Annotated in this window: 11 protein-coding genes; 6 read left to right on the top strand and 5 right to left on the bottom strand. The window is 69.1% G+C overall.

Features of this window, described 5'->3' with window-relative positions:
* The first annotated feature begins 5 nt into the window (after window positions 1-5).
* Both AC3QL2_RS09340 and AC3QL2_RS09345 read left to right on the top strand, forming a co-directional pair.
* Entirely contained in the window at window positions 6-1400 is a 1395-nt protein-coding gene (locus AC3QL2_RS09340; RefSeq protein WP_493233255.1) for an ATP-binding protein, read from the top strand.
* A 152-nt stretch (window positions 1401-1552) separates the two neighbouring features.
* Entirely contained in the window at window positions 1553-4705 is a 3153-nt protein-coding gene (locus AC3QL2_RS09345; RefSeq protein ID WP_493233256.1) for an eCIS core domain-containing protein, read from the top strand.
* Between the two features lie 3 nt (window positions 4706-4708).
* Here AC3QL2_RS09345 and AC3QL2_RS09350 read toward each other — a convergent pair whose 3' ends face one another.
* Window positions 4709-5467 carry a sulfite exporter TauE/SafE family protein gene (locus AC3QL2_RS09350; protein WP_493233257.1) on the bottom strand — a complete coding sequence of 253 codons (759 nt, stop codon included), beginning with the start codon at window positions 5465-5467 and terminating at the stop codon, window positions 4709-4711.
* Between the two features lie 181 nt (window positions 5468-5648).
* Between AC3QL2_RS09350 and AC3QL2_RS09355 the strand changes: the two genes are divergently transcribed.
* From AC3QL2_RS09355 to AC3QL2_RS09370, 4 genes are all read left to right on the top strand, one after another.
* Complete coding sequence (locus AC3QL2_RS09355; protein ID WP_493233258.1) at window positions 5649-8537, top strand: hybrid sensor histidine kinase/response regulator; 2889 nt, start codon at window positions 5649-5651, stop codon at window positions 8535-8537.
* 53 nt (window positions 8538-8590) lie between these two features.
* A complete protein-coding gene (locus AC3QL2_RS09360) occupies window positions 8591-9883 on the top strand; it encodes an HD-GYP domain-containing protein (protein WP_493233259.1) in 1293 nt (430 codons plus the stop codon).
* A complete protein-coding gene (locus AC3QL2_RS09365; RefSeq protein ID WP_493233260.1) occupies window positions 9880-11805 on the top strand; it encodes a PAS domain-containing hybrid sensor histidine kinase/response regulator in 1926 nt (641 codons plus the stop codon). The genes AC3QL2_RS09360 and AC3QL2_RS09365 overlap by 4 nt, the downstream gene beginning before the upstream one ends.
* 180 nt (window positions 11806-11985) lie before the next feature.
* On the top strand, window positions 11986-12303 hold the full coding sequence (locus AC3QL2_RS09370; protein WP_493233261.1) for a hypothetical protein: 318 nt from the start codon (window positions 11986-11988) through the stop codon (window positions 12301-12303).
* Window positions 12304-12306: 3 nt separating this feature from the next.
* On the opposite strand, the gene AC3QL2_RS09375 is transcribed toward AC3QL2_RS09370, so the two are convergent.
* The 4 genes from AC3QL2_RS09375 to rarD form a co-directional block, all read right to left on the bottom strand.
* Complete coding sequence (locus tag AC3QL2_RS09375; RefSeq protein ID WP_493233262.1) at window positions 12307-12645, bottom strand: hypothetical protein; 339 nt, start codon at window positions 12643-12645, stop codon at window positions 12307-12309.
* 92 nt (window positions 12646-12737) lie between these two features.
* Window positions 12738-13409, bottom strand: a complete 672-nt coding sequence (locus AC3QL2_RS09380) for an MOSC domain-containing protein (RefSeq protein ID WP_493233263.1) — start codon at window positions 13407-13409, stop codon at window positions 12738-12740.
* A gap of 5 nt (window positions 13410-13414) precedes the next feature.
* On the bottom strand, window positions 13415-14332 hold the full coding sequence (locus tag AC3QL2_RS09385) for an ROK family protein (RefSeq protein WP_493233264.1): 918 nt from the start codon (window positions 14330-14332) through the stop codon (window positions 13415-13417).
* Window positions 14333-14391: 59 nt separating this feature from the next.
* Complete coding sequence (rarD, locus tag AC3QL2_RS09390; protein ID WP_493233265.1) at window positions 14392-15285, bottom strand: EamA family transporter RarD; 894 nt, start codon at window positions 15283-15285, stop codon at window positions 14392-14394.
* Window positions 15286-15417: the final 132 nt, after the last annotated feature.

Below are 15417 nucleotides of genomic sequence, written 5' to 3' on the forward strand. Positions count from 1 at the left end.
GCCCGATGAACAGCCACGATCTGCCCTGGCGCCCCGCCGATGGAGAGCCGGCGGACAGCCTACTGCAGGCCGCCGCCGCCACGCTGGAGGCCGAACTGGAATGGCTGGCCGACTGCCTGCGCGTCCGCCTGCAGACCTACTTCGGCCAGCCGCCCGGCTCACCGCCGCTGCCCGCCGACGCCCCGCCCCTCGAACGGGCGGACTGCCCCTACGCAGCCGCCGTGCGCCATCGCAGGCTTGATGCGGCCGACCGGCTGCTCGTCGCGCTGGCCCTGGCGCCGCTACTGCGTCCGCAACTGCTCGACGTGCTGTGGTCGCGCAACGACAGCACCCAGCGCCCGTTCACCGAGTTCGGCGGCCGTACCGACGGCGCCAGCTTCCAGCCCAGCGGCGAGACGGCCTGCTTCCTGCTGGCCGGCGATGCCCTCGACTTACGTCTCGCCGCCATCCGCCGCCTCGCCCCGGAAGGCCGGCTGGCGCGGGAAGACGTGCTGCGCCTGGGCCCGGCAGCGCCCGGCGACGGGGCGGCCGGCCCCCTCGGCGGCTCGCTGCTGGTATCGCCGCGCTTCCTCGCCGAAGCCCTGCCCGGCCTGCCGCTGCCCGGCGGCGGCGAGGCCGGCATCCCGGCCCGGCGGGTGTTCACCGGGCTGGACTGGAACGATCTGGTGCTGCCCGCCCAGACCCTCGCCCAACTCGAGGACATCGGCCTGTGGCTGATCCACGGCCGCACGCTGATGGACGACTGGGGCCTCGGGCGGCGTATCGCGCCGGGCTACGTGAGCCTCTTCCACGGCCCATCCGGCACCGGCAAGACCCTGTCGGCCTGCCTGCTCGGCGAGCGCTGCGGGCGCGAGGTGTATCGAGTGGATCTGTCCCAGGTCAGCTCCAAGTACATCGGCGAGACCGAGAAGAACCTCGCCCGCCTCTTCGAGGCCGCCGAGCAGGCCGGCTGGATTCTCTTCTTCGACGAGGCCGACGCGCTGTTCGGCAAGCGCAGCAGCGTCTCCGACGCCCACGACCGCTACGCCAACCAGGAAGTGAGCTACCTGCTGCAGCGCATCGAGGCTTTCACCGGCGTGGTGATCCTCGCCTCCAACCTGCGCCACAACATCGACGACGCCTTCCTGCGCCGCTTCCAGTCGGTGGTGGCCTTCCCGCTACCGCGCCCGGCCGAGCGCCTGCGCCTGTGGCGCGAGGCCTTCCCGGCCCCGGTACGCCTCGACCCGGCCCTCGACCTCACCCAGCTGGCCCGCCAACACGAGATCTCCGGCGGCACCATCATGAACGTGGTGCGCTACGCCTGCCTGCAGGCCCTCGGCCGCGGCGACGGCTCGGTGAGCGCGGCGGCGGTGGACGAAGGCCTGCGCCGCGAACTGCTGAAGGAGGGCCGGGCCAGCTAGGCCGGCGCCACGATGGCCCCCTCGCGGAATCCCCCCTGCCCGGCTACCGCCCCAGGCGTCACCTGTGGGGGTGAATCTGTGCTCCCGTGGAGATTCACGAACCCACCTTGGGCGAGTGAATCCGCCCCAGCACGCGCCAGCGGAACGCCGCCATGAACGCGCCCCTGTCCCGCCACATCCTGCGCACATCCGAGCATCGGGCCGTGGCGGCACCTGTCAGGACGCCGGCGCCGGTCGCGCCGCAGCGCGCCACGGCCGGTGGGCTGACGGTGTCCAGCCCCCACGACGCGGCCGAGCGGGAGGCGGTGCAGGTCGCCCGCCGGGTGGTCAGCCTGCCGGCTGCGCCGGTGTCGGCCAGCGCCACCCGCTTTAGCGGCCTCGTGCCGGCGTTGGCCCAGCGCGCGCCAGCAGCCGCAACAGCACGACCGGCCCCCGCCGTGGCCGCCGCCCTGCCCAGCGGCGGCCAGCCTCTGCCGCGCAGCCTGCGGGATTTCATGGAGCCACGCTTCGGTGCCGACTTCTCGGCGGTGCGCATCCACACCGGACCGCAGGCGGCCCAGGCCAGCCGCCGCCTCAACGCCGCGGCCTTCACGGTCGGCCGCGAGATCTTCTTCGGGCGCGACGCCTACCAGCCCGACAGCAGCGCCGGCCGCGAGCTGATCGCCCACGAGCTGACCCACACCATCCAGCAGGGCGCCGCGCCGCAGGTGCCAGCCCAGGTCCGGCGCAGCCTTCTGCCCGGCGTCGTCGAGCACAGTGCGCCGGCGGTGCAGCGCCTCGGCATCGGCGACGCGCTGGACTACTTCGCCGACCACGCCAACAACCTGCCCGGCTTCCGCATGTTCACGCTGGTGCTGGGGGTGAACCCGATCAACATGCGGGCCGTCGAGCGCACCCCGGCCAACCTGCTGCGGGCGGTGGTGGAGCTGATGCCGGGCGGCGCACTGATCACCCAGGCCCTCGACAACCACGGCATCATCGACCGGGTGGCCGTATGGGTGCAGCAGCAGATCGCCACCCTCGGGCTGATCGGCAGCAGCATCCGCCAGGCGGTGGACCGCTTCCTCGACAGCCTGGGCTGGCGCGACATCTTCGACCTGGGCGGAGTGTGGGAACGAGCCAAGCGCATCGTCACCGATCCCATCTCGCGCATCACCAGCTTCGTCGGCAACCTGGTGTCCGGCGTACTGCAGTTCATCCGCGACGCGATCCTGCGCCCGCTGGCCGGGCTGGCCGCCGGCACCCGCGGCTGGGACCTGCTGTGCGCGGTGCTCGGCCGCAACCCGATCACCGGCGACCCGGTGCCGCGCAGCGCCGAGACACTGATCGGCGGCTTCATGAAGCTGATCGGCCAGGACGAGGTGTGGGAGAACATCCAGAAAGGCAAGGCCATCCCCCGCGCCTGGGCCTGGTTCCAGGGCGCGCTGGCCGGCCTGATGGGCTTCGTCACGGCGCTGCCGGGGATGTTCATGGACACCCTGCGCAGCCTCGGCGTGTCCGACCTGCTGACGCTGCCGCAGACCTTCGTGCGCATCGCGCGGGTCTTCGGCGACTTCGCCGGGCGCTTCTTCAGCTGGGCCGGGCAGCAGGTGATCAGCCTGCTGGAGATCATCTTCGAGGTGGTCGCCCCCAGCGTGATGCCCTACCTGCGCCGCACCGCCGGCGCGCTGCAGAGCATCTTCCGCAACCCGATGGGCTTCGTGCGCAACCTGGTGCGCGCCGCCAAGGCAGGCTTCGAAGGCTTCGTGGACCGCATCGGCACCCACCTCAAGACCGGCCTCATCGAGTGGCTCACCGGCGCGCTGCCCGGCATCTACATCCCGCAGAAGCTGGAGCTGCAGGAAGTCCTCAAGTTCGTGCTGTCGGTGCTCGGCCTGACCTGGCAGAACATCCGCCAGAAGCTCGTCACTGCGGTCGGCGAGCCGGTCGTGAAGGCCATGGAAACCGGCTTCGACGTGGTCGTCGCGCTGGTCACCGGCGGGCCGGCGGCGGCCTGGGACAAGATCAAGGAGATGCTCGGCAACCTGAAGGACATGGTGATCGGCGGCATCAGCGACTTCGTCATCGACATGGTGGTGAAGAAGGCGGTACCCAAGCTGGTGGCGATGTTCATCCCCGGCGCCGGCTTCATCTCGGCAATCCTGTCGATCTACGACACGGTGATGGTCTTCGTCAGCAAGCTGGCGCAGATCGCCCAGACCGTGAAGGCCTTCGTCGATTCCATCGTGGCGATTGCCGGCGGCGCCATCGACGCGGCGGCCAAGCGCGTGGAGGCCACGCTGGCCAACCTGCTGTCCCTGGCGATCAGCTTCCTGGCCGGCTTCATCGGCCTCGGCAAGGTGGCCGACAAGGTGATGGCGGTGATCCAGAAGATCCGCGCGCCGATCGACAAGGCCCTCGACTGGCTGGTCGGCTGGATCGTCAAGATCGGCAAGGCGCTGTACGGCAAGGCCAAGGCGGCCGTCGGCAAGGTCGTCGAATGGTGGAAGGAGCGCAAACCCTTCCGCACCGCCGGCGGCGAATCCCACGAGGTGTATTTCAGCGGCGACGAGAAGAATCCCGTGCCGATGGTGGCCAGCAAGGATCCCAAGCCGATCCTCAGCAAGCTCGACCAGTACGCCACGATGGCCAAGGAAGCCGACGCCACGAAGGCCCGCAAGAACGCCGTGGCGGTGATCGGGCGGGTGCGCCAGACCCTCGCCACGACGCCCGAGGCGCCCAGCGTTGTGAGCGACATGAAGACCCTCTTCGAGGCCTTCGAGGAGGTCGGCACGCCGAAGAAAACCAGCTTCCTGGTCCAGACCCCGGGCAGCCTCGGCGCGACGCACATGACCATCGACTGGCTCGACGCCAAGTACGCCGGCGCCCACGGCAGCGGGCCGGGCTCGTCGGCACTGTCGTCGGTGATGAACCAGCTGGTCACCGATCCAGGCGAGAGCGCCGAGCACAAGTACGTGAAGGGCCACCTGCTCAACGACAAGCTGGGCGGCGAGGGCGACGACAAGAACCTGTTCCCGATCACCGCCATCGCCAACAGCCGCCACCGCTACTCCACCGAATCGACGGTGCTCGGCTGGCTGAAGAAGAAGAACAGCTGGGTGTGGTACGAGGTGAAGGTGGGCATCGTCGCCTCCAGCTTCCCGGTGCCTGGCAAGAAGAGCCCAAGCAACTTCGTGGACGCCGACTTCAACTGCTACGCGATCCGCAAGAACGAGGACGGCGAGCAGCAGGAGGCCTTCACCAGCACCATCGCGTCGCGCCACGGCACGCGGCCGGACGCGGAGGTCTTCGACCTCGGCAAGTAGCACTCAGCCGGCCAGCGCGTCCCACAGCAGCTTCACGCCCGACAAGCCCAACGCCGCCGTGGCGAACAGGTAGAAGCCACGCTCCGGCAGCTTCGCCAGCACGCGCATGCCGGTCCACACGCCGATCGGCACCAGCGGCAGCAGCATTGCCGACATCAGCAGGGTGTCGCGGGTGAACAGGCCGAGGCCCAGGTAGAAGGGCAGCTTGGCCAGGTTGATGAAGGCGAAGAAGAACACCGAGGTGGCCACGAAGACCTGGCGCGGCTGGCCGCGGCTGAGCAGGTAGACCATCACCGGCGGCCCGCCGGCGTGGGCCAGCGTACTGGTGAATCCGGCCCCGGCGCCGCACAGCCACGCGAAGCCGCGGCGCGGAGGCTGGCCACCCGTTCCGTCGGCCGGGCGGGCGCGGCGCAGGATGCGATCCGCCGCGAAGGCCACCGAGATCAAGCCCAGCGCACCTTTCACCATCGTCTCCGACATCGCGCCGAAAGCCAGCGTGCCGGCGGCGATGCCGACCACCGCGGCGGGGATCAGCAGGCGCAGGTCGGCCCAGTCGGCTTTTCCACGCCAGGCGCGGATGCCGACCATGTCCATGCAGATCAGGATCGGCAGCATCACCGCCACCGCGTCCCGCGGCGACAGCCACATGGACATGAAGGGCACGGCCAACCCGCCGAGGGCGCCACCGAGGCCGGACTTAGAGATGCCGGTGAGCAGGACGGCGATCGCGGTGACGATCCAGCCGGCGGTGTTCATTTCCATCGGAACAGGGGGCAACAGGGTCGGGGAAGGGAGCGGCGCAGCATAGCAGGCAATGTGAATCCATGTTGCAGAGCGGCACGGCGCGTACCCATGCCTATGCCTTAAGTAGTACATTTTCCACTTCCGGCCGGTCTGTTCCGGCCAGCTGACCCGCCGCCTCCGTCGTGGCCCCTGTCTGAAGATGTTGAACACCACGCCCAGCAGACTCCTGCTCGTTGCTGCCGGCTACCTGGCCCTCGGCGGGCTCGGATTGCTGTTCGCGATTGCCCCCGGCTACGCCAGCCCGATCTTCCCGGCCTCCGGCCTGGCCCTGGCGGCGGCCCTGTGCTTCGGCCGCAGCGCGCTGCCGGGTATCTGGCTCGGCTCGGCGGGCCTCAACCTGGGCCTGGCCTTTCTCAGCCACGCGCTCGATCTGCGGACGGCCGTCGCGGCGAGTCTGATCGCCTGCGGCGCCACCGCCCAGGCCTGGCTCGGCCAGGCCCTGGTGCGGCGCTGGGGCGGCAACAGCTGGCATGCGCTGGAACACGAGCGGATGGTGCTGCACTTCCTGCTGATCGGCGGCCCGCTGTCCTGCCTGGTCTCCGCCTCGGTCGGCATCGGCAGCCTGGCGGTGCTGCAGGTCATGGCCACGCCGCAGCTGGCCTTTGCCTGGTGGAACTGGTTCGTCGGCGACACCCTCGGCGTGCTGACCTTCGCGCCCCTGTGCCTGTGCTTCCTGATCCGCTCCAACAGCCTGTGGCAGACCCGCCGGCGCCAGATCACCGCGCCGATGCTGCTGACCCTGCTGTTCGTCGGCATCGCCATCTACGCCACCGCGCGCTGGGAACAGAACGGCCAACAGCGCCGCCTGGAGGCCGACGGGGAACAGATCCAGAAACGCATCGAGGACCGCCTGCAGACCCACCGGGAAGCCCTGCTGTCGCTGCGCCGCCTGCTCGAAGTGACACCCGACATCGGCCCCGCCCAGTTCGAGGCCTTCACGCTGTCCACGTTGCAGGACAACCCGGACCTGTCGGCCTTCAGCTTCAACGCCTACGTGCTCGACGCGAACCGTGCCGGCTTCGAACATGACATGCAGCAACGCCTGCACGATGCCGGCTTCGGCATCAACGAAAAGAACGCGCAGGGCCAGCGCATCCCGGCATCGCGACGCGATGCCTACGTGCCGGTGACTTACATCTCGCCGGCCCCCCCGAACCGCCTCGCCCTGGGCTTCGATCTCGCCTCCGAGAGCGTGCGCCGGGAGGCGGTGCGCCGCAGCCGGGAACAGGATGCCGGAGTTTCCATCAGCGAGCCGCTGAAACTGGTCCAGGACGATACCGACCGAATCGCCGTGCTGGCCCTCGCCGCAGTCCATGGGCACGGAGAACCGCCGGTCAGGACGGACCCGCTGCGCGGCTTCGCCGTCGCGGTCATCAAGATCGACCAGCTGGTCGCCATGGCTACCGGCGACGGGCTGCCGCCAGGGCTGCATCTGGAACTCGTCGATCCCGCCGGCAGCGGCAGGCCACTGCGCCTCGACAACCCCGACGCTGCCGTCGACGCGACGGGCTCCCGCGCGGTGTGGAGCGGCCAGATCCACGCCGGTGACCGGGAGTGGTCGCTGCGGGTCTTTGCCGACGACCGCTACCTGGCCCTCAACCGGCCGTGGATCGCCTGGGGCGTCGGCGTCGTCGGCCTGCTTTTCGCGACGCTGCTGCAGACCCTGATGCTGGGCATGACCGGCCGTACGGCCATCATCGAGCGCCGCGTCGAACGCCAGACCCAGGACATCGCGGCGGCCAACACGGAGCTGGCGCGCCACCGGGACCACCTGGAAGAGCTGGTTGCCGCCCGCACCGCCGACCTGTCCATCGCCAAGGAAGCCGCCGAAGCCGCCAACCGCGCGAAAAGCAGCTTCCTGGCCAACATGAGCCACGAACTGCGCACGCCGATGAACGCCATCATCGGCCTCACCCACATCCTCAGCCGCAAGAACGCCGACCCCGACCAGCGCGACCGCCTCGGCCGCATCTCCCGCGCCGCCGGCCACCTGCTGCAACTGCTCAACGATGTGCTGGAGCTGTCGCGCATCGACGCCGAGCGGCTGCCGATCGAGGAAGTGCCCTTCCAGCTGAAAACAGTCATCGCCAACGTGGACAGCCTGGTTGGAACCGAGACGGCCAGCCGCGGCCTGCACTTGCACGTAAGCCTGGCGCCGGGGCTGACCGATCTGCCACTGCTCGGCGATCCCCTGCGCCTGCAGCAGGTGCTGCTCAACATCGTCGGCAATGCGATCAAGTTCACCCCCCAGGGGAGCGTCGCGCTGGCCGTCGGCGGCACGGACGAAGACGAGGACGGCCTGCTGCTGCGCTTCGAAATCCGCGATACCGGCATCGGCATCTCCGCCGATGCGCTGCAGCGCATCTTCCAGCCCTTCGAGCAGGCCGACAGCTCCACCACGCGCCGCTTCGGCGGCACCGGCCTGGGGCTGACGATCTGCCAGCGCCTGGTGCGCCTGATGGGCGGCGAGATCGGAGTGGACAGCCGGCCCGGCGAGGGCAGCACCTTCTGGTTCACGTGCCGCGTGCGCCGTGCCACGCGCACCGCCGATGTCACCGAAACCCCGCTGCCGGACGGCACGGACGCCGAACAGCAGCTGCGCGCCCGCTTCAACGACCGGCACATCCTGCTCGCCGAGGACGACTGGGTAAACCAGGAAGTCGGCCTGGAGCTGCTGCGCGAGGTCCTTGGCCTTTCCGCCGACCTGGCCGAGAACGGCGCCGAGGCTGTGCACCTGGCCGAAAGGACAGCCTACGACCTGATCCTGATGGACATCCAGATGCCGGTGCTGGACGGCCTCGCCGCGGCCCGCGCGATCCGCGCGCTGCCGACCCACCGCCACACGCCGATCCTGGCGATGACCGCCAATGCCTTCGAGGAAGACCGGCTGGCCTGCCGCGCCGCCGGCATGGACGACTTCATCCCCAAGCCCGCCGACCCGGACCTGCTGTTCCGCGCTCTGCTGCGCTGGCTCGAAAAACGGACCGAAATACCGAATGCGGGGGCCACCGATACGCAAGGCGGCTAAACTTCGGCGTTTGCCGGCCGAAATAGCAGAAACCGTCCGCCGCCACACCTCCGATGCCAGACACCCCGTCCCAGGATTTCGTCGTCACCCCTGACCAGCTCTGCATTGGGCTGTTCATCCATATCGACCTGCCCTGGTTCAGCCACCCGTTCAGCTTCAACAGCTTCAAGATCCGCAGCGCCGACCAACTGCAAACCCTGCGCACACTGGGCCCGAAGCACTTCCGCTACGACCCGGACCGCTCGGACGTGCTGCCGCGGGGCATGGTGACGACGCTGCCGGTGGAGGTACCGCCCGCCGCGCCGGCCGTCGAGGACACTGCCGCCAACGCGGCGCTGGCCAGCAAGCACGAACGCATCGCCCGCCTGGCCCAGCGCAAGCGCCAGGTCATCGAGGTGGAGAAGGCCCTGGTCAAGGCCGCCGGCGTGATGCGCAACATCAACAAGAACCTGTTCGCCCGCCCGAAGGAATGCCTGGAGGAAGTGGACGAACTGGTCAATCAGATGGTCAGCGCCTTCCTCGACCAGCCCGACGTGGCGCTACACGTGATCGGCGAGCACGCCGGCGGCGAGGAAACCTACTTCCACGGCCTCAACACCTCGATCCTGTCGATGATGCTGGCCAAGGACCTGGGCTTCAACCGGCCCACCTGCCAGTTGCTGGGCGTCGGCGCGCTGCTCCACGACGTCGGCCTCAGCGACGTGCCCGACCGCATCGCCCGGCCGCGCCAGGAACTCACCACGCCGGAGCGCAACCTGCGCCAGCTACATTGCGAATACGGGCTGCGCATGGGCAAGCAGCTTGGCCTGCCCGAACCGGTGCTGCGCATCATCGTCCAGCACCACGAGCTGTCGGACGGCAGCGGCTACCCGAACAAGCTCAAGGCCGACCAGATCGATCCGCTGGCGCGCATCGTGTCGCTGGTCAATTACTACGACAACCTGTGCAACCCGCCCGACCTGGCCAAGGCGATGACGCCCCACGAGACGCTGTCGCTGATGTTCGCCCAGCGCCGCGCCAAGTTCGACGGCAAGGTGCTGCAGGTGATGATCCGCTGCCTGGGCGTCTATCCTCCGGGCACCGTGGTCAAGCTGTCCAACGATGCGCTGGCCCTGGTGTCCTCGGTGAACCCGGCCAAGCCATTGCGCCCGTGGGTCACCGTCTACGACCCCAGCATTCCGAAGGACGAAGCGATCCTGCTCGACCTGGAAGAAGAACCGGACATCAACATCGCCAAAGCCCTGCGCCCGATCCAGCTGCCGCCCGAGGTGTATGAATACCTCAGCCCGCGCAAGCGCGTGACCTACTATTTCGACTCCGACTCGCGCAAGGGGCGCCGGCAATGAGCGAACGCTACCAGGACCTGCTGTTCGCCGCCGCCGAGGAGATCCTGCTCCTCGTCGACCCCGAGTCCCTGGTCATCCTCGCCGCCAACCCGGCCGCCTCGCGCCTCCTTGGCTACCCGGCCGACAGCCTGCCCGGCCAGTCGATCACCGACATCGAATGCGCGCTGACCGACCTGTTCTTCTGGGAAGAGATGCGTGCCGGCGGTGGCACCGAGGAGCAGGTTCTGGAAGGCCTCTACCGACGCGCCGACGACAGCCTTCTGTCGGCCCGCAAGACGGTGCGGCGGATCACCGAGGGCATCCTGGTACGGGCCACCGACATCGGCGCGCAGAAACGCGCCGAGGACCAGCTGGCGCTGATGGCCTCGCGCCTGCGGGCAACGCTGGAGGCCACCGCCGACGGCATCCTGGTGCTCGACCGCAACGGCCAGGTCACCAACATGAACCGGCGCCTGGCGCGCCTGTGGAACCTCCCCGAGGAACTCCTCGCCCGTCACGACGACGACGCGATCCTGCAGTACATGGCCGACGCGGTGGAAAGCGGCACCGACCTGCACGCGCTGCTGACCCGCCACAGCCAGGACCTGAAGGAGACCTTCGACACCCTGCCGCTGCGCGACGGCCGCATCTTCGAGGCCAGCTCCCGGCCGGCCCGCCACGACGAGGAGGTCATCGGCCGGGTGTTCTGCATCACCGACGTCACCGAGCGCCACAAGGCCGAGCAGGCCCTGATCGCCGCCCGCGACACGGCCAATGCCGCCAACCGGGCCAAGGGCGACTTCCTGGCGATGATGTCCCACGAGATCCGCACCCCGATGAACGGCATCATCGGCATGGCCCAGTTGCTCGAGATGTCGCCGCACACCCCCGAGCAGCAGGAATACATCGCCACCATCCAGAGCAGCGGCGACGCGCTGCTGGGCATCATCAACGACATCCTCGACTACTCGAAGATCGAGGCCCGCAAGCTCAGCCTCGAGAAGATCGGCTTCGACCTGCGCCCGCTGGTGGCCGACGTGGAGAAACTGTTCCGCGCGCGCGCCGCGGAGAAATCCATCGTGTTCACCGCGATGGTGGCCGACAGCGTGCCGCGGGTGGTGGTCGGCGATCCGACCCGCCTGCGCCAGATCCTCATGAACCTGGTCGGCAACGCCTTCAAGTTCACCGCCCGCGGACAGGTCGGCGTGCATGCCACGTCGACGCCGCTCGGCCCCGGCCGGATCAGCCTGCGCGTCACCGTCAGCGACACCGGCATCGGCATCGCCGCCGACAAGTGCACCCACATCTTCACACCCTTCGAGCAGGCCGACATGTCCACCACCCGCCGCTACGGCGGCACCGGCCTCGGCCTGGCGATCTGCCGCATGCTGTGCGAGCTGATGGGCGGCCAGATCGGCGTGGACAGCGAAGAAGGCAGCGGCTCGCGCTTCTGGTTCACCGCCGAGCTGGAAACCGGCATCGGCGAGGAAACCCACACCCCCGACGCACCGCGCGCGATCCTGCGCAAGGACACGCGCATCCTGGTGGTGGAGGACAACCCGATCAACCGTACCGTGCTGGCGCGCATGCTGGAACGCTTCGGTGCCCAGGACGTGGCCTTCGCCGAGGACGGCGAGGACGCGCTGGCCCGCTGCGACACGACCGACTACGAGCTGATCTTCATGGACGCCCGCATGCCGCGCCTGGATGGCCTGGCCGCCACCCGCCAACTGCGCGAGCAAGGCTACAAGGCCTACATCATCGGCGTCAGCGCCGACGCGATGCCGGAGGAGCGCCGCGACGCGCTCGCCGCCGGCATGGACGACTACGTGATCAAGCCTATCGCCCGCGACGCACTGGCGGCAGCCATCGAGCGCTGGCGACAGACCCTGATCGCAGCCTACCGGGCTGGCCTCGCGATAAAACCACCCGAGGAAGTGTAAGCGGGCATCCGGGCGGCATCGGCCCGCCCCAGCAAAAAGCCCCGCCGATCCTGGCTTTCCCCGCAGGAAGTCACGGCACGAGCGCATAAATTTTCTTACAAAGCCATGCAAGGACGGTGCAAGGCCAGCAGCTATCCTAGAAACGTACCGCGCTCCCGCGGGCGCGACGAGGAGAACACCATGCTGAACACCCGCCAATGGATCACCGCTGCCCTGATCGGCATCGCCGGCCTGGGCCTATCCGCCACTGCCAGCGCCGACCGCGGCGGACATGGCTGGGGCGGCCACCATGGAGAAGGGCACCACAAGCACCACCACGGTGGTCGCGCTTACTACGGCTATGGCCCGGTCTATTACCCGCCCCAGCCCGTCTATGTGGCGCCGCCGCCGGTCGTCTATGAACGTCCGATCATCTACGCGCCGCAGCCGGTGTATGCCTACCCGAGCCGGCCGTCGGTGGTGGTCAGCGTGCCGCCGCTGGTCTTCCCGCTGCGCTGAGCGTCATAACCCGATCTTCGGCACCGCCTGCCCCCGCAGACAGCACAGGTAGGCGGCGGTCAGTTCGTCCAGGTAGTTGCGATAGATCGTCGCCCAGCCTTCCGCCCCTGCCTCGAGCAGCAGGTCGAGACGGGCTTGATGCGTGACACGGTCGCGCTCATCGAGCACGTCGTCCGGGTTCAGCGCCTGCGCGCGCAGGCGGTTTTCCGTCGTCCCCACGACGAGACGGCTGCCGAGGAAATGCATGCGCTGCACCACATCGGCGTGGGCCAGCCACAGGCGCCCCAGCAAGGCCCCCTGGCAGAGGGTGGCGCAACTCAGCGCCGTCGGTAGGAATCCCATTTTTGTAATCGCTCTCTGTTGAGGCTGGCATCGTTGCCGACCTGTCTATCGTTTTAGCCGAGCAGTCAGCAGAAGCAAGTTTTGCCCCAGCTTCAACAGGGCGGTACGTCCTGGCTGAGCAGCCAGGCGGCCCGGTCGCGCAGGCGCCGGCTCCACGCATCATTGAGGCCCGCCGCGGCGGCGAGTTGCTGCAGCTCCCGCGGATCGGCCCGGTGCTGCTGGCAGACCGCCCACAGGCGCGCCAGGGTGCACTCCGGCGCCGGCCGCTCGATCAGTTCGAGCACGTCGCCAGCCGCCACCTCCCCTTCCTGCAGCACGCGGAGATACCAACCGGTCCAGCCCTTCGCGGCGATCAGCCGGGACATCGGCGGGTGGTCCAGCTTGTGACTGATCTTCCAGCACGGCTGGCGCGGCTGGCTGACCTGCAGACGACAGCTGCCCAGCGCAAAGACATCGCCGATGCACACGTTCTGCTCGGTGAGCCCGCGTCCCGACAGGTTTTCGCCGAGCACGCCGGGGTGCAGCAAGGCCGCCCGCTCGGGCACCTCCGCCGCCAGCGCGGCATAGTGTTCGGCGGGGTAGTAATGCACGGCTTTCTCGGGCCCGCCATGGACCCGACGGTCCGCCTGGGCATCGCCGGCCAGGCCTTCCGGGCCGACCGCCACGGCGCCCGCAACAGCGTTCTTGAAGATGCCGGTCTGCTGGCCCTCCGGCGGCAAGGCGCGCAGGCGCCCGGTGTAGACGGAATCGACGACGGTTTTCACGGAAATCAGCCCTCCCAGCTTTGCCCGGCCGCCGGCCACAGCCAGGCCGCCCCGCGCACGCCGGACGAATCCCCATGGGCGGCCGGCCGCAGGCGGGTCGCCACCACGTCGGAGAAAACGTGTCGCGCCCACAGCAGCGGCACCCGCTCGTACAACCGCTCCAGGTTCGACAGGCCGCCGCCGAGCACGACCACATCCGGATCGATGATGTTGATGACGCCCGCCAGCGCCCGCGCGAGCCGCTCTTCGTAGCGCTGCAGGCTGGCCTCGCAGGCGGCATCGCCATGAAGGGCGGCGGCAACGATGGCTTCCGGCGCCAGCGCCACGCCACCGCTGCGCAGGTGGTCGGCCGCCAATCCCGGCCCGGACAGATAGGTTTCGACGCAGCCGGTCCGCCCGCAATAACAGGCCGGCAGCGGCAGGTCGGCACCCGCCGGCAGGGGCAGCGGATTGTGTCCCCACTCGCCGGCGATCGAATTGATGCCGGACAGCAGCTGGCCGCGCACCACGATGCCGCCGCCAACGCCGGTGCCGAGGATCACCGCGAAGACCACCTCGGCCCCCGCCGCCGCGCCATCCACTGCCTCGGACAGGGCCAGGCAGTTGGCGTCGTTGGCGATGCGCACGTCGCGGCCGAGCAGGCGGCGCAGGTCGTCGGGCAGCGGCTGGCCGTTCAGGCAGGTGGAGTTGGCGTTCTTCATCACGCCGCTGGCCTTCGACACCGCGCCGGGCGTGCCGACGCCGACGGTGCCGCGCTGGCCGAGTTCGGTTTCGAGCGCCTCGACCAGCCCGGCCACCGTCTGCAGCGTGGCCGCGTAGTCGCCCTGCGGCGTGGCGACGCGGCGCCGGGCCAGCGTATGGCCCGCGTCGTCGAGGGCGATGATTTCGATCTTGGTGCCGCCGAGGTCGATGCCGATGCGCAAGGGGAAGCTCCGCCGGGAGATAGCCTGTATTGGGGCGAATGATAGCCCGCTGCACGCCCTCAGGCTGGCTTGGCCTGGCGATACTTGGTCCACCCGCTCCAGCTGTACAGCAGCAGGCCGGCCCAGATCAGCCCGAAGGTGCCGAAGCGGGCCGGCTGCAGCGGCTCGTCGAAGATCAGCACCGCGGTGAGGAACTGCAGCGTCGGGTTGATGTACATCAGCATGCCGACGGTGGCCAGGTTGAGGCGCTGGGTGGCCGCGGCGAACAGCATCAGCGGCAGCGCGGTCAGCGCACCGGCCGCCGCCAGCAGCCCCTGCGTGAGCCCGTCGAAACCGGTCAGCACGCCATGACCGTGAGCCGCCTGCCACAGGGTGTAGGCGCCGAGCAGCGGCATCAGGGACAGGGTTTCCAGCCACAGCCCGGAGACCGCATCCACCGCCACCTGCTTGCGCACCAGCCCGTACAGGCCGAAGCTGGCGCCAAGGAACAGGGAGATCCACGGCAGGCTGCCGAGGGTGAAGAACTCGTTACCGACCGCCGCCACGGCCAGCGCCACCGAGCCCCACTCCTTGGCGTTGAGGCGCTCCTTCAGCACCAGCATGCCGAGCAGCACATTGACCAGCGGCGTCAGGAAGTAGCCCAGGCTGCAGGCCACCACCTGGCGCTGGTCCACCGCCCACAGGAAGGCCAGCCAGTTGGCGCCGACCAGCAGCGCAGCCAGCGTCAGGCGCCACAGCGTACCGGGGCGCCGCGCCACCGCCAGCGTGCTGGCCCAGTGGCGGCGCGCGGTAAGAACCAGGCTGACGAACACGCAGCCCCATACCGCCCGGTTGCACAGCAGATCAAGGGGTGCCACATGGCCGAGCTGACGGAAGAACAGGGGGAAGAAGCCCCAGATGCCGTAGGCACCGAGGCCGAAGCCGATGCCGGCGAGGGTCTTGCCTTTATCCACAGGAAATATCGTATGCAGGGAAAGCCCGAACGGTAGCACCGCCTGCCGCGCCGCACCCTTGGGGTTTTCCGCGGCAGCGCGGCAGCGCGCCTACAATGGCGCAATTACACCATTCCAATCCGAAGGATGCGC

Source organism: Zoogloea sp. GW822-FHT05C07, from assembly GCF_058800215.1.